The following is a 17,250-nucleotide window of genomic DNA, read 5'->3' as shown; positions in this document are numbered from 1 at the left end:
AGCGGAACCGGGTGACCCTGCCACTACCAGGAGGTCACGATGCGTTCAGGTCCCATTGCTCTCCGTGCCGCAGGGGCGGCCGTCATCCTGGTACTGGCACCCACGGCCGGTACCGCCTTCGCCGGTGACGGCGTCAAGGCCACCGTCACCCCGTCCACCGCGAAGCCCGGCGCCGATGTCGACATCCGCGTCCAGGGCTGCAAGGGCCCCACCGGCGCCGCCTCGTCCCGGGCGTTCGTCGCCGACGCCGCGCTCACCAGCCGTGACGGGGTCGCCTCTCCCCTCTTCGGCGACACCACGATCACGTCGGGCGTCGAGCGGGGTACGTACAAGGTCAGCGTGACCTGCGACGGCCGTGAGCACCGCGACGTCGGAGTGGTCCACGTCGAGAAGCACAAGCCCGGGCCGACCCACGAGCCGACCCACCGGCCCACGCATCAGCCGACGCACAAGCCGACGCACAAGCCGACCCACCACCCGAGCCCCGTCGCCCCGGTCCGCGCCGGCGGTGGCGGCGCGGCCCTGGCGGTCCCGGCCGTACCCGCCGCACCCGGTGTCGCGCAGACCACGACCGAGAGCGGCCTCGGCACCCCGTACACCCTCGTCGGTCTCGGACTGGCCGCGATCGCCGCGGTGGCCGTCGCCTTCCGCAGCGCACGCTCGTCCGGCCGCCGCCGTACGGGCGACTGAGGTGTCCTCCGGCTCCGGCAACGGGCGCATGCTGACCGGCGTGGCCTGGGCGGTCCTGGTCCTGTGTCTCTGGCTCTGGGGTCGCGGGACCACCGACGGGCCGGGCGGCAGCTCGGCCCCGACCACCGGCGACATAGCCGCGGTCGGCCGCCCCCTCGGCGTCCCGCTGCCCCCGGCGCACCGCCCCCTCCACCCCGCCGAGCCGCGCCGGGTGGAGATCCCGTCCCTCGGCATCACGGCGCCGGTCGTCGGGCGCGGCCTGGACGGCACGGGCGCGGTCGACCCCCCGCCGTTCGAGATGCCGCACTCCGTCGGCTGGTTCCGTACCGGCACCCCGCCCGGTGCCGAGGGCGCCGCCCTCTTCGTCGGCCATGTCGACACCGAGACCAGGCCCGCCGTCTTCTACGGACTGAGCGCGGCCCGCCCCGGCGCCACGATCAAGGTCACCCGGGACGACGGCTCGGTCGCCGAGTTCACGGTCGACGACGTCCAGATCTTTCCCCGGGAGAGCTTCGACGCCCGGAAGGTGTACGGGCAGCGCCAGGCCGATCGGGCCGAGCTGCGCCTGATCACCTGCGGCGGCACCTTCGACCGCAAGGCCGGTGCGTACACGGCGAACGTGGTCGTCTCCGCGTACCTGACGGGAACGGGCAGGGCGTGATCGAACGACCGAGGCCCCCTCACCGATGGTGAGGGGGCCTCGACTCTGCGTGCGCCGCCAGGGACTCGAACCCCGGACCCGCTGATTAAGAGTCAGCTGCTCTAACCAACTGAGCTAGCGGCGCCTGCTGACCTGCATAACTCTACCCGACGTCCGGGGGTCCTCCGGACCATTACCGGCCCCTTCCGGCCTGTCGGATGGTCGTATCAGGCCTTCGATCCGTCAAAATGCGATTTGTCCAGACAGTTGAGACACTGACGCCCATGCACAGCGCCAAAAGATCTTGACGAGTGTGGAGGGGAATCGCATGAGTGTGCCGGTATTCGAGGAGTTCGAGCCCGCGGCCGACTGCGGCTGCGCGGGCTGCGCCCAGCAGCGGCGCGATCATGCCCTTGGCCTGCCCGTACGGGCGGGCGGTCACCCGGCGGCGCACGGAGCGCGCCGCGCGCTGGTCCTGGTGACCACGGCGGGCGTGGTGCTCGGCGGCGGGGGAGCGAGCGCGCTCGCCCGGCCCGCCGCCCCGGCGGCGCCCGTCACTCCGGCGGACCTCGTGACGGAGACGGTGGCCGGCCCCGGGCCCGACAACCCCCAGGGCGGTGCGGGTCCGCTGCACGGAGCCCCCGGCCCGGGCTCCGGCCCGCACCCGGCGCCGGGTGCGACCCCGACGACCAGTCAGATCACCCCCCAGTCCCTGCGGAAGACCACCCGCACCGAGATCATCAACCGCGCCAAGCGGTGGGTGCACGCCCAGGTCCCGTACTCGATGGAGAAGTTCTGGACCGACGGGTACCGCCAGGACTGCTCCGGCTACATCTCGATGGCGTGGAACCTGCGCGGCAACGAGTGGACCGGCAGCCTGGACCGCTTCGGCGAGCGCATCGACCGTACGGAGCTCCAGCCCGGCGACATCCTGCTCTTCCACAACCCGGCGAATCCGACCAGGGGCTCGCACGTCACGATCTTCGGCGGCTGGACGGACTACACCCACACGTCCTACATCGCGTACGAGCAGGCCAAGCCGCGCGCCCGCCGACAGGCCACGCCCCTCGCGTACTGGAACAACGCGGACCGCTATGTGGCCTACCGCTACAAGGGCGTCGTGCGGGGAGGCAGCGGTGCCGGCGGCGGCAGCGGTGGCGGCTCGGCCGCGACCGGAGCCCCCTATCCGGGCGCGTCGCGGTTCGGCCCCGGCGCGAACAACGCGCACGTCACCCAGCTCGGGCGGCTGCTGGTCGAGCGCGGCGGCAAGAAGTTCTACAGCCGGGGCCCCGGTCCGCGCTGGGGCGAGGCGGACCGCCGGGCGACCCAGGCGTTCCAGCGGGCGCAGGGCTGGAAGGGCAGGGAGGCGGACGGTCTCCCCGGGCCGCAGACCTGGCGCCTCCTGGCGAGCGGCCAGGGCAGGAGCATCGGCGGTTCGAGTGGTTCGGGCGGCCCGAGCGCGAATGTGCCGGGGTTCCCCGGGCGTGGCTACTTCCGTCCGGGCCAATCCAGCGCATATGTGGAGAAGCTGGGCAAACAGCTGGTGAAGCGGGGCTACGGCAAGCACTACCTGTCGGGTCCTGGTCCGCGCTGGAGCGAGGCGGACCGTCGCAATGTCGAGGCGTTCCAGCGGGCACAGGGATGGCGCGGCGGCGCGGCCGACGGCTACCCGGGCCCGGAGACCTGGCGGCGCCTGTTCCGATGACCCCGAGAACATGAGGTGGACCCCATGACCCGTTCGACCCCAACCCCCGACTCGGGCGCGGCGGCGAGCCGTGACGCGGCCCGGTCGGCGATCCGCCTGACGGACGAGACGCGCACGCCGAGAACGAGGCCCCCGCGAACCCCCGACACCTCGCGGCCGACCCCGGCTGCCGCCGGGGTCGAGGGTGGAGGAGCCCCGTCGACCGCCTCGGCGCCGGGCCCGGCTGCCGCCGGGGTCGAGGGCGGGGGAGCCCCGCCGACCGCCTCGGCGCCGACCACGGGCGACCCGGGCGCGGCGGCCCCGGCTCCGGCCGGGGTTGGTCCGTCGGCCGCCTCGGACGCGGCGGCTCCGGCTCCGGCCGGGGGTGGGGGCGGGGTCTCGCCGCTGGGAGCGGACCCGCTCCTTGCGCGGTCCGCGGGGGTGTCGCCTCCGGCGGGGGGCGTTGCCGCCCCCGGCTCGACGGGTGCGACACCCCCACTCGCGCAGAGCGCGTCTCCCTCCTCAGCGCCGGGTGAGCGGGTCGGCGATCCCGGGTCGGTCGCTCCGGCCGAGGGTGCGGGCCGGGAAGGTTTGTCGGCCGCCTCGGCAGCGGGTGAACGGGCAGGCGATCTCGGGTCGGTTGCTCCGGCTTCGGACGGGAGCGCGGCCGGGGTGTCGCCGTCACCTGGCGCAGGTCCGGAGGGTTCGGTCTCGCCGCTGGGAACGGACCCGCTCTCGGCGCGGTCCGCGCCGGTCGCCGCGGGGGTCTCGCCTCCGGGCGAGGGCGTAGCCGCCCCCGGCTCGACGGGCGCCACGCCCCCGCTCGCACAGAGCGCGTCTCCCTCCTCGCCGCCGGCACAGGTCGGTGATGGTGGCCGGGCGGCCGTCGGCACCGACTCCGCCTCGGGCGAGCGACAGAAGGATGACCGGCCGGGCCAGGCGGGCGCGGCCGGGTCCGCCCCCGCGGCGGGCCGCCCCGGTTCGGCTTCCGCGCCGAGTCCGGCCGCGCCGGGCGGTGACGACGGCACCGACTCCGCCTCCCGCGAGGGACGGAAGGGCGACCAGCCCGGACAGGCGGGCGCGGTCGGTTCCGGCCTCGCGGCGACGCCCGCTCAGGGTGCTGGTCCGACCGGCTCCGAGGCGCCCCCGGCCGGGGGCGCCTCAGCCGTCGCGGCTCCCGGGCGAGCGGAAGCCGCCATCGGCGCGCAGCCCGCCCCGGGCGGTGCGCCGACGGCGCCGGTCGGTTCGGCACCCCCCTCGGCCACGGCAACCGTCCCCGGCGGTGCGCCGACCGCGCCGGCCGGTTCGGCAACTCCCTCCACCGCACCGACCACCCCGGCCGGTTCGGCGCCCCCCTCCACCGCGCCGACCACCCCGGCCGGTTCGGCAACTCCCTCCACCGCGCCGACCACCCCGGCCGGTTCGGCAACTGCCTCCACCGCGCCGACCACCCCGGCCGGTTCGGCACCCCCCTCCACCGCACCAACCGCCCCCGGCAGCGCAGGCGGCCACCCCCGCGAGTCGGCCGACGTGGCCCGGCAAGAGGCGTCGGACATGTCCGGTGGGGCGGGGGGTCCCGCAGTCGGCCGGGTGGACGATCTTCGGCCGGGCAGTGGGGTGCGCGTCGGGGTCATCGCCGTGCCCGTGGCCGCCGAGGCACCCGCGCAAGCCCAGGACCAGGCCCACCCCCAGCCCTCGCGTGTCGCCGTGCGGCGGAGGACCGTGATCGGGAACGAGACCACCGGGTCCATCCCCGTACACCTGCTCTTCCGTGACGAGCCCGAGCCGGCCGACGACGACGGCGGGCCCGCCACGATCGCCATGGCGCCGCCCGTCCCCGCCAAGGCCGTCATCCCCGCCCCCACCCGCTCCGAGCCCTCCCGCCCCGCCCCCACCGCCGACCCCAAGCTCGTCGAGCGCCCCGCCCCCGCCCTCCCCGGGTGGATCGGAGTCGTCGGCGGCGTCCTCGCGCTCGCGGGGTGCGCGGCGGTCCTGTGGTGGACCGGGGCCGTGCCCGAGGCCGCGGCCCGGATGCTGCGGCTGCCCCCGCGGCCGTACCACGGCATCCACCTCGGCCAGTGGGCCCTGCTCGCCCTCGGCGTGCTGGCCACCCTCTTCGCCTTCGGCGGCCTCGGTCGCGGCCGCGTCGGTTACGCCTGGGTCCTCACCCTCTTCGGCGACTACCGCGGCACCGTCCGCCGTACCGGTCTCCTCTGGGTCAGCCCCCTCCTCCTGCGCCGCCGCGTCGACATCCGCCTCCGCCACTGGCGCAGCGAACCGCTCTCCGCGGTGGACGCCAAGGGCACGGCCCTCGACGTCGTCGTCCTCGTCGTCTGGCGCATCCGGGACACCGTCCGTGCCGCGCTCGGTGTCGACGGCCACGAGGAGTACCTCCGCGAGCAGGTCGAGGCGGCGATGGCCCGGGTCCTGTCCCAGCTCCCGGCCGACGCCTTCCACGAGGACGCCCCGACCCTGCGCGACGCCGAGGCGGTCGGCGAGGCGCTGACCCGGATGCTCTCCGCGGAGTGCGCCCCGGTGGGGATCGAGGTGTTCTCGGCGCAGCCGACCCGTATCGAGTACGCCCCCGAGATCGCGGCGGCGATGCGGCGCCGCAGGATCGCCGCGATCGACGCCAAGCACCGGGACAGTGTGCTGACCGCCGTCGTGGACGCGGTGGACGACGTGGTCCACCGGCTGACCACGCGTGGTCTGGTCGAGCTGGACGACTACGAGCGCAAGTCGCTGGTCAAGGACCTGACGGTGGCGTTCTACACCGGCCGCAACGGTCCCGTGGAAGGCGCGTGACCGGTATGGACATGCTCAACTTCCCGCCCTACCGTGATACTTGGTCTAGACCGGAATAAGTACCACCGCACGCGTGCGGCACAGCTCACCGAACTCCCCCACGTTCACCTGGAGCGACAGCATGCGCAAAAAGATAGGCGTGGCGGCGGTGGCGCTCGGCGTCGCCGGCGCCTCCCTCTTCGCCACGAGCAGTGCCAGCAGTCACGGTTACACCGACTCCCCGATCAGCCGCCAGAAGCTCTGCGCCAACGGCACCGTGACGAACTGCGGATCCATCCAGTGGGAGCCGCAGTCCGTCGAGGGCCTCAAGGGCTTCCCCGCCGCCGGACCCGCCGACGGAAAGATCTGTTCCGCCGGTCTCACACAGTTCGCCCAGCTCGACGACCCGAGGGGTGGCGCCTGGCCCACCACGAGGGTCACGGCGGGCCAGAGCTACAGCTTCCGCTGGCAGTTCACCGCCCGTCACCGCACCACCGACTTCCGGTACTACATCACCAAGAACGGCTGGAACGGCACCCAGAAGCTCACGCGGGCCGCCCTCGATCCGCAGCCCTTCCTCACCGTTCCGTACAACAGCCAGCAACCGCCGGCCACGCTCTCGCACTCCGGGACCATCCCGGCGGGCAAGACCGGTCGGCACCTGATCCTGGCGGTGTGGACGATCGCGGACACCGCGAACGCCTTCTACGCCTGCTCGGACGTTCAGTTCTGACGAACGGTCAGCTATCTTCCGCCGTATGACCGTGGCGGAGCTCGTGCAGCGTCAGTGGGGCGATCACCGGGTCGGGCTGAGGAGCCACAGGGCCGTCCTCACCCATCACGAGGTCGCCGCGGGAGCCGCCGCACGGGCCGCACTGCTCGTCGATCTGCTGCCCCGGGGTGCCGAGCCGCACCTCGGGGTGCTCCTCGACAACACGCCGGAGTTCCCGCTCTGGCTGAGCGCGGCGGCCCTCGCCGGGGCCGCCGTCGCCGGCATCAACCCCACCCGCCGCGGCGCCGAACTGGCCCGCGACATCGTCCACACCGACTGCCGTGTCCTGGTCACCCAGCGCGCGTACCTTCCCCTGCTCGACGGGCTCCCCCTGCCGGGCGTACGGGTGCTGGTGACCGACACCGACGCGTACCGGACACTCCTGGCCCCCTTCGAGGGCGCGAAGCCGGGCGAGTCCGTGGCCCGCCCGGTGCGCCCCGACAGCCGGCTGCTCCTCTACTTCACCTCCGGCTCGACCGGCGCGCCCAAGGCGGCGATCTGCAGTCAGGGCCGCCTCGCGGCCGCGGGCGCCTCGCTCGTCGCCCACTTCGGGATACGGCCCGAGGATGTGCACTACGTCTGCATGCCGATGTTCCACGGCAACGCGGTCATCGCGGACTGGGCCCCGGCGCTCGCCGCCGGGGCGGGCGTGGCGCTGCGCGACCGGTTCTCGGCCTCCCGCTTCCTGCCGGACGTACGGGAGTTCGGCGCGACGTACTTCACCTACGTGGGACGGGCGGTGCAGTACCTGCTCGCCACACCGTCGCGACCCGACGACCGCGAGCACCGGCTGCGCCTCGGCTTCGGTACGGAGGCGGGGGCGGTGGACGCGGCCCGCTTCGAGGAGCGGTTCGGGGTCCGGCTCGTGGAGGGATACGGCTCCTCCGAGGGCGGCGCCGCGATCCGGCGGACACCGGACACCCCGACCGGGGCCATCGGGCGGGCCGCACCGGGGGACGACCTCGCGGTGGTGGACCCGGCGACCGGCGAGGAGTGCGCGCGCGCCGTCCTCGCGCCCTCCGGCCGGCTGCTCAACGCCTCCGCGGCGATCGGCGAACTGGTCAACCGCGGCCGTAACCCCTTCGAGGGCTACTGGCGCAACCCCGAGGCGGAGGCCGCGCGGCTGCGGGGAGGCTGGTACTGGACCGGCGACCTCTTCTACCGGGACGCCGACGGCTTCCTGTACTTCGCGGGGCGCGACGACGACCGGCTGCGGGTCGACAGCGAGAACCTCGCCGCCGCCGTGATCGAGCGGATCCTGTCCCGCTGGGACCGTGCGGCGGGTGTCGCCGTCTACGCGATACCCGACCCGGCCGCGGGGGACCAGGTGATGACGGCGATCGCCCTGCGCGAGAGCGCCGCCTTCGACCCGGCCGCCTTCGAGGACTTCCTCGCCGCGCAGCCCGACCTCGGGACGAAGATGCCCCCGCGTTTCGTCCGCCTGGTCCCGGAACTCCCTCTGACGGCCACGAACAAGATCCACCGCGCCGCCCTGCGCGGGGAGTCCTTCCTCTGCGAGGACCCGGTCTGGTGGCGCCCGTCCCCGGGAGCCCCGTACGAGCGTCTGACCCTCCAGGGCCTGTCGGCTCTGCGCGATCAGTACGCCGCACACGGCCGTCCATGGCCGCCCTCCGCCACCGTCGGGGGAAGCGCCGCCACGCCGAGAACCTAGGTTTTCGGGCGCTCTTCGGCTCGTAACGTTCGGTTAACCCTGCAAACGACTTTGCCGAGTTATCGTCATCCTTGACTGTTCGTTGACCAACTGTTGGTCTGCGCCAGGGATTCTGAATCGCGGGAGGGAGGCGCATGCACCGAGGTGCGACGGCCGGAACCGTGTTCCCGCTCCTCGCCGCCCTCCTGGTCGCCTTCCAGCTTCTTGTGTCCACGGCGCCCTTCGCATATGCGCATACGGCACGTCATGCCGTGGCCAAGGCTCAACCCGCCGTCGAGCCCACGGCCGAGGCGTCGCGCGACGAGATCGTCACCTGCCGCGACGCCGGCCGGCCAGGGGACCCGACCGGCCCCCTGCGCGCCCGCGACCGGTCGCGGGCCACCGACAGCCCCGGGATATCCGAGCGGCCTTCGCCGGCGTACGACACCTCCGTAGCGCCCGCGTCCGCCGCTTCCGGCTCCCCGCACCCCCGCACGTCGAGATCCTTCAGAGCACACGCTCCGGCCGTGCTCCAGGTGTTCCGCTGCTGATCGGTGGAGCAGCCCCCCACACAGCACATCTGCCCCACAGAAACCGACGCGTCCCCACGACGCGCCAGGAGGAATCACCACGCCATGCAGCCCCTCATCGACAACGCCCGCATGTTCGGACAGCGCCCTGAGGAGTTCGCCAAGCTGGCCGAAGGCCAGTCCCCCGAGGTCCTCTTCATCACCTGCGCCGACTCCAGGGTCGTACCCGCCCTGATCACCGGCGCCCGCCCCGGCCAGCTCTTCGAGCTGCGCACCGCGGGCAACATCGTCCCGCCGTACGGCTCCGGCACCCCCACCGGAGAGGCGGCCACCATCGAGTACGCCGTGGAGGTCCTCGGTGTCGAGCACATCGTGGTCTGCGGCCACTCGCACTGCGGCGCCGTGGGCGCGGTGGTGCGCGGCGACGACCTGAACACCGTCCCGGCCGTACGCGACTGGCTCGCGCACGCCGCCGAGGCGCCCAAGTGCTCCGACCCGGCCGACCCGACGGTCGCGGAGGCCGTGCAGCACCACGTCCTCACGCAGCTGCTGCGGCTGCGCTCGTACCCCTGCGTCGAGAAGCGGCTGGAATCCGGCCGACTCCGGCTGCACGGCTGGTACTACGAGGTCCACACCGGCGCCGTGCGCGAGCACCGCGCGGACACCGACACCTTCGAAGCGCTGTGAGGGAGGGAAGCATGAGTAAGTTCCCTCACCTCAGGCAGGACTTCGCCGCCTCGCTCGTGGTCTTCCTGGTCGCCCTGCCGCTGTGCGTGGGCGTCGCCGTCGCCTCCGGTGTCCCCGCCGAACTCGGCCTGGTCACCGGCATCGTGGGCGGCATCGTCACCGGTCTGATGCCGGGCAGCAGCCTTCAGGTGTCCGGACCGGCCGCCGGTCTGACCGTGCTGGTCTTCGAGGCGGTCACCGAGTTCGGGCTCCCCGCCCTCGGGGTGATCGTCCTTGCCGCCGGACTGCTCCAGCTCCTCATGGGCGCCCTGAAGCTGGGGCGCTGGTTCCGCGCGATCTCCGTCTCGGTCGTCGAGGGAATGCTCGCCGGCATCGGCCTGGTGATCATCGCCGGTCAGCTGTACGCGGCGGCCGGGCTGAAGGCTCCCGCCTCCGGGATCGACAAGATCCTGGGTCTGCCGGGGGCCGCCGTCGACGCGATCGGCAGCCCCGGGGCGCTGGCGTCGCTGGCGATAGGCGCGGGAACCATCGCCGTGATGCTGGGGTGGACCAAGCTGCCGAAGAAGGTCCGGACCGTGCCGGGCGCGCTCGTCGCGGTGATAGTGGCGACGGTGGTCACCTGGGCGTTCGGCCTGCCGGTGGCCACCGTCGAAGTGAACGGTCTGATCGACTCCCTGCAGCTGCCCGGCGCCGACGCCCTCGGTGGCCTGGGCTCCCCGGCCCTCATCGGCACGATCCTCGCCTTCACCCTGATCGCCTCCGCCGAGAGCCTGTTCAGCGCGGCCGCCGTGGACCGTCTGCACGACGGCCCGCGCACCCGGTACGACAAGGAACTCATGGCGCAGGGCGCGGGCAACGCGCTCTGCGGTGTCCTCGGCGCCCTGCCGATGACCGCGGTCATCGTCCGCAGCTCCGCCAACGTGGCGGCGGGCGCCAGGACCAAGGCGTCCCGGGTCCTGCACGGCGTGTGGCTGCTGCTGTTCGCGGCGCTGCTCCCCGCGGCCCTCGCGCTGATCCCGCTGCCCGCGCTCGCCGGAATCCTGGTCCACGCGGGCTGGAAGCTGATCCCGTTCCGAGGGGTCACCTCGCTGTGGCGGGCGCACCGCGGCGAGGCGCTGATCCTGGTCGTCACCGCCGTGGCGATCGTCGTGGTCAACATGTTCGAAGGCGTGCTGATCGGTCTGGCCCTGTCCGTCATCAAGACGGCCTGGGAGACGTCGCACATCAAGCTGGAGGTCATCGACAAGGGCGCCGGCCCCGTCCAGGCGCATCTGTCGGGCAACGCGACCTTCCTGCGGCTGCCGAAAATACTCGACAGCCTGGAGGCGCTGCCTCAGGACCGGCCGATCGAGCTGGACACGTCCGGCCTGCACCACCTCGACCACGCCTGCCGTACGGCCCTGGATTCCTGGGCCGCACGGCACAGCTCGGCCGACACGGAACCCGTGAAGGTCACCGCGCTGGTGAAGACCGCGGCCACCGAGTCGGTCTGAACGCCACGCTGCCGCGGAGCCCCTGACGACCCGTGAAACAGGTGTCCGCCCGGCCGGAGGCCCGACCCGAGCGTCCGGCCGGACGTGCGGCCCTCGTCCCGGGCCGGCGATACGGCCTGAGCCTCCGGCGGGCGGCACGGCCCGAGCCTCGGGCAGACGTACGACCCGGGCCTCCGGTCGGAGGCCCGCCCCGAGCCTCCGACCGGACGTGCGGCCTGAGCCTCGGCGGCACACCCTGCCTCCCGACCGGCACGCGTCGACACCCCCCGACGCATGACCGCTTCCCCCGCCCCGAAGGTAGGCCCAGCCCTACCTTCGGGACGCCCCCCACCACGATGGCCCCGCCCACCGACCGCCGCCTACCGTGAGGCACATGCAGCCGCCTCGAACCCCCTGGCAGGCCCTGACCCGGCCCCGATTCCTCCGTACCGCCTGGCCCTGGCGGTCCGCCGGATATCTGGCGAGCGGGGTCGTCACCGGCGCCCCCGCCCTCCTCGTGCTGCTCCTGCTCGTCGTGTTCTCCTTCGTACTCGTCGGGCTCCCGCTCCTCCTCCTCGCCGGGATCGCCCTCGGCGGCATCGAGCGCCGCCGGCTCCGGCTCGTCGACCTCGACCCCGCCGCCGATCCGCACCGTGTCCCCGACGCCCCCGGCCTGGCCGCCTGGCTCCGCGTACGGGCCCGGGAACAGGCCACCTGGCGGGAGCTCGCGTACGCCGTCCTGCACGCCACCGTTCTGTGGCCGCTCGACCTGATCGTCCTCGCGGTCGCCCTCGGCCTGCCCGCCCTTCTGATGGCCGCCCCCGTCCAGCTGGCCCTGGACGGCGAGGAGGTCCGGGTCGCCAAGGGGCCGCTGGTCACGACGTATCCGGCGGCCTTCGCGGCCGCCGCCCTCGGTGTCGTCCTGCTCCTCGCCCTCCTCCACCCCCTCGCCGCCCTCGCTGGCGCCCGCGCCGCGCTCACCCGGGCGCTCCTCGCTCCCCGCGAGGCCGAGCTCCGGGACCGGATCGGCGAGGTCACCGCTTCCCGCGCCCGGCTCGTCGACGCCTTCGAGGCCGAGCGCCGCCGGATCGAGCGCGACCTTCACGACGGCGCCCAGCAGCGCCTGGTCGCCCTCACCATGGCCCTGGGGATCGCCCGGCTCGACGCCCCGTCCGGGGCGCTCGCCGACCAGCTGACCCAGGCCCACGCCGAGGCCGGTCGCGTCCTCACCGAGCTGCGCGAGCTCATCCACGGCATCCATCCGCAGGTCCTCGCCGACTACGGCCTCGGTGCCGCGCTCGCCGACGCCGCCGACCGCTCCGCCGTCCCCGTCGCCACCGACCTCGACCTGCCACGCCTCCCCGCGGCCGTGGAGAGCGCCGGCTACTTCGTCGTCTGCGAGGCCCTCGCCAACATCGGCAAGCACAGCGGCGCCACCCAGGCCCGGATCACCGCCCGGTGCGAGAACCGGACACTGCGGATCGAGGTGTACGACAACGGCGGCGGCGGCGCCGACCCGGCCGCCGGCTCCGGTCTGACCGGACTGGCCGACCGGATCGCCGTGCTCGATGGCACACTGACGATCATCAGCCCGACGGGTGGGCCGACCGTCCTACGAGTGGAGATCCCGTGCCGACCGCTGCCCGCCCCCTCCGCGTCGTCCTCGCCGAGGACAGCGTCCTCCTCCGCGAAGGGCTGATCGGGCTCCTCGCCCGCTTCGGCCACGAGGTCGTCGCCGCGGTCGGCGACGCCGACGGCCTGCGCGCGGCCGTCACCGAGCACGACCCGGACATCGTCGTCACCGACGTCCGGATGCCTCCCGGCTTCCAGGACGAGGGGCTGCGCGCCGCGGTCGCCCTGCGCGCCGACCGCCCCCGGCTGCCGGTCCTCGTCCTGAGCCAGTACGTGCAGCGGACCTACGCCGCCGACCTGCTGGACGCGGGCGACGGCACCGGGGTGGGCTACCTCCTCAAGGACCGGGTCGGCCAGGTCGAGGAGTTCCTCGACGCCCTCACCCGGGTCGCGGACGGCGGCACGGTCGTGGACCCCGAGGTCGTACGGCAGCTGCTGCGCCGCCGTCGCGACCCGCTGGAGGCGCTGACCCCCCGCGAGCGCGAGGTCCTGGCGCTGGTCGCCGAGGGGCATTCGAACGGGGAGATCGCCCGCCGGCTGGTCGTCACCGAGGCGGCCGTCGGCAAGCACATCGGCAACATCCTGGGAAAGCTGGACCTGCCGCCCGCCGAGGACACCCACCGCCGCGTCCTCGCGGTTCTCACCTACCTGCGCGCCTGATGGGGGCAGTCGAGGAAGCACGAAGAAGCCCCCCGCCTGCGCGAGGGGCTTCTTCCGTCTGTGCGCCGCCAGGGACTCGAACCCCGGACCCGCTGATTAAGAGTCAGCTGCTCTAACCAACTGAGCTAGCGGCGCCTGCTGACAGAGAAAATACTACCTGGTCCTCGGGGGTGCTTCCGACCACCGCCCCAGAGGGCCGGATCACACCCCTGACCAGCTCAGATCGCCAGCGAGAGCACCACCGGCGCGGCCCTGCGGTTGAGCGTGTCGGCCGCCGAGCGCAGTCGGTGGGCGTGCTCGATCGGGAGGGAGAGCGCCAGGCAGCCCACGGCCGCGCCGGCCGTCAGCGGCACCGCCGCGCAGACCGTGCCCACGGCGTACTCCTGCAGGTCGAGCACCGGGACGGTCGGCGGCTGGCTGTCCAGCTTGGAGAAGAGCACCTTCTCGTTGGTGATCGTCCGGGACGTCAGCCGGGCGATCTTGTGGCGCGAGAGGTGGTCCCGGCGGCCGTTCTGGTCCAGCTGGGTCAGCAGGCACTTGCCGACCGCGCTGGCGTGGGCGGCCGAGCGGAAGTCCACCCACTCGTTGACCTTGGGCGTGCGCGGGCCGTCGGCGAACTGGGTGATCTTCACCTCGCCGTCGATGTACCGGCTGATGTAGACCGCCGCGCCGACGGAGTCGCGCAGCTCGGTGAGCGTCTCCTGGAGCTTGCCCTCCAGAGCTTCGCGGCGGGTCAGACCGGAGCCGAGGAGGATCAGGGAGTCGCCGATCACATAGGCGCCGTCGGCGACCTGCTCGACGTACCCCTCGCGGCGGAGCATCAGCAGCAGAGAGGACAGGTGGGCGACGGGCAGACCGGTCTCACGCGCGATCTGGACGTCCGTCACCCCGCCACCGTGCCGTGAGACCGTCTCGAGGACGCGCAGGGCGTATTGCACCGAGTGGAACGGCGCGGTGGGCTCGGGCTTCAGCGCCACGGTTTCCCCCTACCAGGTTGTGACCGCAAGCTTCCGTACCACGATAGCCGTCAAACTCCCTTTTCGGGGCGGCTGTTGGCGAGAATGATGCGGCGCCCCAGCGGCGTACGCTGGGGCGCACCACCCTGGCATATGCCAAGGTCACAACTCCCTCGTAGAGCCTGAGGTCAGAGGACCGCTCCCAGGAACTCGCGCGTACGCGGATGCTCGGCGGCCGAGAAGATTTTTTCCGGAGAACCGGACTCGATCACCTTACCCGCGTCGAACATCAGGACCTTGTCCGAGATGTCCCGGGCGAAGTTCATCTCGTGCGTCACACAGATCATGGTGATGTCCGTCGTCCTGGCGATCTCCCGCAGCAGATCCAGCACTCCCGCCACCAGCTCCGGGTCGAGCGCCGAGGTCACCTCGTCCAGCAGCAGCACCTTCGGCTCCATCGCCAGCGCCCGCGCGATGGCCACCCGCTGCTGCTGTCCGCCGGACAGCTGTGCCGGTCTGGCCTCGTACTTGTCGGCCAGACCGACCATGTCGAGCAGCTCGCGACCGCGCGCCTCGGCCTCCTCGCGGCTCTTCCCGAGGACCCGTATCGGCGCCTCGGTGATGTTGCGCAGGACGGACATGTGGGGGAAGAGGTTGAAGTGCTGGAAGACCATCCCGATCTTCTTGCGGACCTCACGCCGGTGCTTCTCGTCCGCCGGGTGCAGCTTTCCGCCGTTGACGCTGATGGTCCCCGCGTCCGGCTTCTCCAAGGTCATAAGGAGCCGCAGGATCGTCGTCTTGCCGGAACCGGAGGGTCCGATCAGAGTGACGTGCTGCCCCGCGCGCACCGAGAAGCAGAGATCGTCGAGGACGGTGTTGGCCCCGAAGCGCTTGGTGACGTTCTCGAATCGGATCAGTTCTTCAGACAAGGCGGCGCTCCAGGGAACGGACGAGCAGGGAAGCGGGATAGGCGATCAGGACGAAGGCCACACCGACCACGGTGAGCGGCTCGGTGTACTGGAAGGTGGCCGCCGACTCCAGCCGGGACTGCTGGAGGAGCTCCAGCACACTGATTCCGGCCAACAGCGGGGTGTCCTTCAGCATCGCGATGACGTAGTTGCCGAGCGCGGGCGCGATCCGGCGCAGGGCCTGCGGCAGGATCACCGTCAGCCAGGTCCGGTGGCGCGGCAGGCTGAGCGCCGTCGCCGCCTCCCACTGTCCCGCCGGTACGGCGTCGATGCCCGCCCGGTAGACCTGCGCGGTGTACGTCGAGTAGTGCAGGCCGATCGCGAGCGTGCCGGTGGTCAGGGCGGAGAACTGCACGCCCCACTCCGGCAGGACGAAGAAGAGGAAGAAGAGCTGCACGAGCAGCGGAGTCGTACGGACGAACTCGGTGACGGCGTGCACCGGCCACCGGACGAAGCGGCTCGGGGCGCGGAAGCCCAGCGCCCACACCAGACCCAGCGTGAAGGAGAGCAGGGAGCCGAGCACCAGCACCTGAAGGGTGACGAGGAGCCCGTCCCAGAAGCGCGGCATGAAGTCCACCACCGCGGACCAGTCCCAGTTCACTTGGCCACCACCCCCAGGTTCGCCTTGCCGCGGCGCTCCAGCGCCTTCATCGAGCGGGTGATCACCAGGGCGATCAGGAAGTAGACGACCAGCGTCACGGTGTAGATCGCCCCGCTCTCCTGGGTCGCGAGCCGCACCAGGTACGCGGCGAAGGACACGTCGCCGACGCCCAGCAGCGAGACCAGCGCGGTGCCCTTGAGTAGCTCGATCAGGAGGTTGCAGAAGGACGGGATCATCTCGGGCACGGCCTGCGGGAGCAGCACGAGCCGCAGCCGCTGCCAGGGCGTGAGGCTGAGCGCGACCCCCGCCTCGCGCTGCGCCTTCGGTACGGCGTTCAGGCCGCCGCGCACGATCTCGGCGCCGTACGCGCCGTAGGAGAGGCCAAGCGCGAGGATCGCCGCCCACATCGGGACGAGCTGCCAGCCCACCAGGGCCGGCAGGACGAAGAAGAGCCAGAACATGAGGATCAGCGCGGAGGTGCCGCGGAAGACCTCGGTGTAGAACCCGGCCAGGAAGCGGACGGCGCGGGAGCGGTGGGTACGGGCGGTGCCGACGGTGAAGGCGACCAGGGCGGCGAGCGCGGTGGAGGCGATCAGGAGCTGGATGGTGATCCAGATGCCGGGCAGGACCCAGTTCTGCCAGAGTCCCGCGGTCATCGGCACAGCTCCTCGGCGGTCAGCGTGGTCATCTCGGCCTCGGTGAAGCCGAAGCGCCGCATGATCCGGAAGAGCTCGCCGCTCTTCTTCATCCTGTGCAGCTCGGTGTTGAAGGCGTCCCGCAGCGCGGTGTCGGTGGGACGGAAGGCGAAGGCGCCGCCGTCGATCGTCTTCTCGCCGTCGACGACGGCGGCGAACGGCTCGGTGGCCTCGGTCCTGGGGGACTTGCGGACGACCGCGCGCGCGGTCAGGGCGGTGCCGGCGAAGACGTCGACGCGGCCGGACTCGACCGCGTTCAACCCGGCGACCTGGTCCTGGAGGACCACGATGTCCTTCTCCGGGTAGCCGGCGGCCACGGCGTGACCCAGCTGGGCCCATCCGCCGCCGGTCGCGAAGCGGGCCTTCGTCCGCACCACGTCCTCGTACGAGCGGAGCTTCTTCGGGTTCCCCTTGCGGACGATGAAGGAGTCCAGCATCTGGTACTCGGGGTCGGCGAAGAGGACCTGCGCGCAGCGCTCCTTGTTGATGTACATCCCGGCCGAGACGACGTCGAACTGCTGGGAGTTCAGGCCGGGGATGAGCGAGGCGAAGTCGGTGGCCACGGGCTGGACGTTCTCGATGCCGAGGCGCCCGAAGATCACCCGCGCGAGCTCGGGCGCCTCACCGGTGAAGGCGCCCTGCTCGTCGACGTAGCCGTACGGCACCTCGCCCGCGATGCCGAGGCGGACGGTGCCCTGGGATCTGAGACGGCCGAGCGCGTCGCCCGAGGCGACGCGGGCGCAGCCGGCCGCGCCGGCCGCCGCGGCGGCCGTCCCCCACAGCAGCGTCCGCCGCCGTATCTGTTGCGTTGTTCGAGGCATGGGCGCC

Annotated in this window: 16 protein-coding genes and 2 tRNA genes; 11 read left to right on the top strand and 7 right to left on the bottom strand. The window is 72.7% G+C overall.

The genetic code is table 11. From position 1 onward, the window contains the following. Positions 1–39: 39 nt before the first annotated feature. Both ACFYV5_RS21720 and ACFYV5_RS21715 read left to right on the top strand, forming a co-directional pair. Entirely contained in the window at positions 40–690 is a 651-nt protein-coding gene (locus ACFYV5_RS21720; protein WP_389170770.1) for a hypothetical protein, read from the top strand. A gap of 28 nt (positions 691–718) precedes the next feature. Then, positions 719–1,351, top strand: a complete 633-nt coding sequence (locus tag ACFYV5_RS21715) for a class F sortase (RefSeq protein WP_389171107.1) — start codon at positions 719–721, stop codon at positions 1,349–1,351. A 50-nt stretch (positions 1,352–1,401) separates the two neighbouring features. On the opposite strand, the gene ACFYV5_RS21710 is transcribed toward ACFYV5_RS21715, so the two are convergent. Next, positions 1,402–1,475 (bottom strand) — tRNA-Lys (locus tag ACFYV5_RS21710). 183 nt (positions 1,476–1,658) lie between these two features. Here ACFYV5_RS21710 and ACFYV5_RS21705 point away from each other — a divergent pair. From ACFYV5_RS21705 to ACFYV5_RS21665, 9 genes are all read left to right on the top strand, one after another. Continuing rightward, the gene (locus ACFYV5_RS21705) at positions 1,659–3,035 is read left to right on the top strand and encodes a peptidoglycan-binding protein (protein ID WP_389170767.1); all 1,377 of its coding nucleotides are present in this window, start codon (positions 1,659–1,661) and stop codon (positions 3,033–3,035) included. 651 nt (positions 3,036–3,686) lie between these two features. Further along, positions 3,687–5,819 carry an SPFH domain-containing protein gene (locus ACFYV5_RS21700; RefSeq protein WP_389170764.1) on the top strand — a complete coding sequence of 711 codons (2,133 nt, stop codon included), beginning with the start codon at positions 3,687–3,689 and terminating at the stop codon, positions 5,817–5,819. A gap of 121 nt (positions 5,820–5,940) precedes the next feature. Further along, positions 5,941–6,531, top strand: coding sequence for a lytic polysaccharide monooxygenase (locus tag ACFYV5_RS21695; protein ID WP_389170761.1), 591 nt, complete (start codon positions 5,941–5,943; stop codon positions 6,529–6,531). 25 nt (positions 6,532–6,556) lie between these two features. Then, positions 6,557–8,242 (top strand): AMP-binding protein, encoded by a 1,686-nt coding sequence (locus ACFYV5_RS21690; protein WP_389170758.1) that lies wholly within the window; start codon positions 6,557–6,559, stop codon positions 8,240–8,242. A gap of 134 nt (positions 8,243–8,376) precedes the next feature. After that, positions 8,377–8,772 carry a hypothetical protein gene (locus ACFYV5_RS21685; RefSeq protein ID WP_389170755.1) on the top strand — a complete coding sequence of 132 codons (396 nt, stop codon included), beginning with the start codon at positions 8,377–8,379 and terminating at the stop codon, positions 8,770–8,772. An 84-nt stretch (positions 8,773–8,856) separates the two neighbouring features. Next, positions 8,857–9,438, top strand: a complete 582-nt coding sequence (locus ACFYV5_RS21680; protein WP_389170752.1) for a carbonic anhydrase — start codon at positions 8,857–8,859, stop codon at positions 9,436–9,438. An 11-nt stretch (positions 9,439–9,449) separates the two neighbouring features. After that, positions 9,450–10,931, top strand: coding sequence for a SulP family inorganic anion transporter (locus ACFYV5_RS21675; RefSeq protein ID WP_389170749.1), 1,482 nt, complete (start codon positions 9,450–9,452; stop codon positions 10,929–10,931). 373 nt (positions 10,932–11,304) lie between these two features. Further along, positions 11,305–12,609, top strand: a complete 1,305-nt coding sequence (locus ACFYV5_RS21670) for a sensor domain-containing protein (RefSeq protein ID WP_389170747.1) — start codon at positions 11,305–11,307, stop codon at positions 12,607–12,609. After that, positions 12,540–13,202 (top strand): response regulator transcription factor, encoded by a 663-nt coding sequence (locus ACFYV5_RS21665; RefSeq protein WP_355112297.1) that lies wholly within the window; start codon positions 12,540–12,542, stop codon positions 13,200–13,202. Before ACFYV5_RS21670 ends, ACFYV5_RS21665 begins: the two co-directional genes overlap by 70 nt. A 61-nt stretch (positions 13,203–13,263) precedes the next feature. Here the strand turns inward: ACFYV5_RS21665 and ACFYV5_RS21660 are convergent. From ACFYV5_RS21660 to ehuB, 6 genes are all read right to left on the bottom strand, one after another. Then, a tRNA-Lys gene (locus tag ACFYV5_RS21660) sits at positions 13,264–13,337 on the bottom strand. Between the two features lie 83 nt (positions 13,338–13,420). Beyond that, positions 13,421–14,179: an IclR family transcriptional regulator C-terminal domain-containing protein gene (locus ACFYV5_RS21655; RefSeq protein ID WP_355112295.1), complete on the bottom strand. Its 759-nt coding sequence runs from the start codon at positions 14,177–14,179 to the stop codon at positions 13,421–13,423. Positions 14,180–14,346: 167 nt separating this feature from the next. Next, positions 14,347–15,087: an ectoine/hydroxyectoine ABC transporter ATP-binding protein EhuA gene (gene ehuA / locus ACFYV5_RS21650; RefSeq protein WP_355112293.1), complete on the bottom strand. Its 741-nt coding sequence runs from the start codon at positions 15,085–15,087 to the stop codon at positions 14,347–14,349. Then, positions 15,080–15,727, bottom strand: coding sequence for an ectoine/hydroxyectoine ABC transporter permease subunit EhuD (gene ehuD, locus ACFYV5_RS21645; RefSeq protein ID WP_389170742.1), 648 nt, complete (start codon positions 15,725–15,727; stop codon positions 15,080–15,082). The genes ehuA and ehuD overlap by 8 nt, the downstream gene beginning before the upstream one ends. Further along, on the bottom strand, positions 15,724–16,383 hold the full coding sequence (ehuC, locus tag ACFYV5_RS21640; protein WP_355112290.1) for an ectoine/hydroxyectoine ABC transporter permease subunit EhuC: 660 nt from the start codon (positions 16,381–16,383) through the stop codon (positions 15,724–15,726). Before ehuC ends, ehuD begins: the two co-directional genes overlap by 4 nt. Beyond that, entirely contained in the window at positions 16,380–17,243 is an 864-nt protein-coding gene (gene ehuB, locus ACFYV5_RS21635; RefSeq protein ID WP_389170739.1) for an ectoine/hydroxyectoine ABC transporter substrate-binding protein EhuB, read from the bottom strand. Before ehuB ends, ehuC begins: the two co-directional genes overlap by 4 nt. Positions 17,244–17,250: the final 7 nt, after the last annotated feature.

The organism is Streptomyces sp. NPDC003035, assembly GCF_042888285.1.
Classification (GTDB): Bacteria; Actinomycetota; Actinomycetes; order Streptomycetales; family Streptomycetaceae; genus Streptomyces.
Note: the sequence above shows the minus strand (reverse complement) of the source record. Positions and strands in the feature narration are given on the sequence as shown.

Bases quoted from the DNA above. Each gene is read 5' to 3' on its own strand.
- ACFYV5_RS21720 (WP_389170770.1), top strand. From the start codon at position 40: ATGCGTTCAGGTCCCATTGCTCTCCGTGCCGCAGGGGCGGCCGTCATC.
- ACFYV5_RS21690 (WP_389170758.1), top strand. From the start codon at position 6,557: ATGACCGTGGCGGAGCTCGTGCAGCGTCAGTGGGGCGATCACCGGGTC.
- ACFYV5_RS21675 (WP_389170749.1), top strand. From the start codon at position 9,450: ATGAGTAAGTTCCCTCACCTCAGGCAGGACTTCGCCGCCTCGCTCGTG.
- ACFYV5_RS21670 (WP_389170747.1), top strand. From the start codon at position 11,305: ATGCAGCCGCCTCGAACCCCCTGGCAGGCCCTGACCCGGCCCCGATTC.
- ehuC (WP_355112290.1), bottom strand. From the start codon at position 16,383: ATGACCGCGGGACTCTGGCAGAACTGGGTCCTGCCCGGCATCTGGATC.
- ACFYV5_RS21715 (WP_389171107.1), top strand. From the start codon at position 719: ATGCTGACCGGCGTGGCCTGGGCGGTCCTGGTCCTGTGTCTCTGGCTC.
- ACFYV5_RS21695 (WP_389170761.1), top strand. From the start codon at position 5,941: ATGCGCAAAAAGATAGGCGTGGCGGCGGTGGCGCTCGGCGTCGCCGGC.
- ACFYV5_RS21705 (WP_389170767.1), top strand. From the start codon at position 1,659: ATGAGTGTGCCGGTATTCGAGGAGTTCGAGCCCGCGGCCGACTGCGGC.
- ehuB (WP_389170739.1), bottom strand. From the start codon at position 17,243: ATGCCTCGAACAACGCAACAGATACGGCGGCGGACGCTGCTGTGGGGG.
- ACFYV5_RS21680 (WP_389170752.1), top strand. From the start codon at position 8,857: ATGCAGCCCCTCATCGACAACGCCCGCATGTTCGGACAGCGCCCTGAG.
- ACFYV5_RS21685 (WP_389170755.1), top strand. From the start codon at position 8,377: ATGCACCGAGGTGCGACGGCCGGAACCGTGTTCCCGCTCCTCGCCGCC.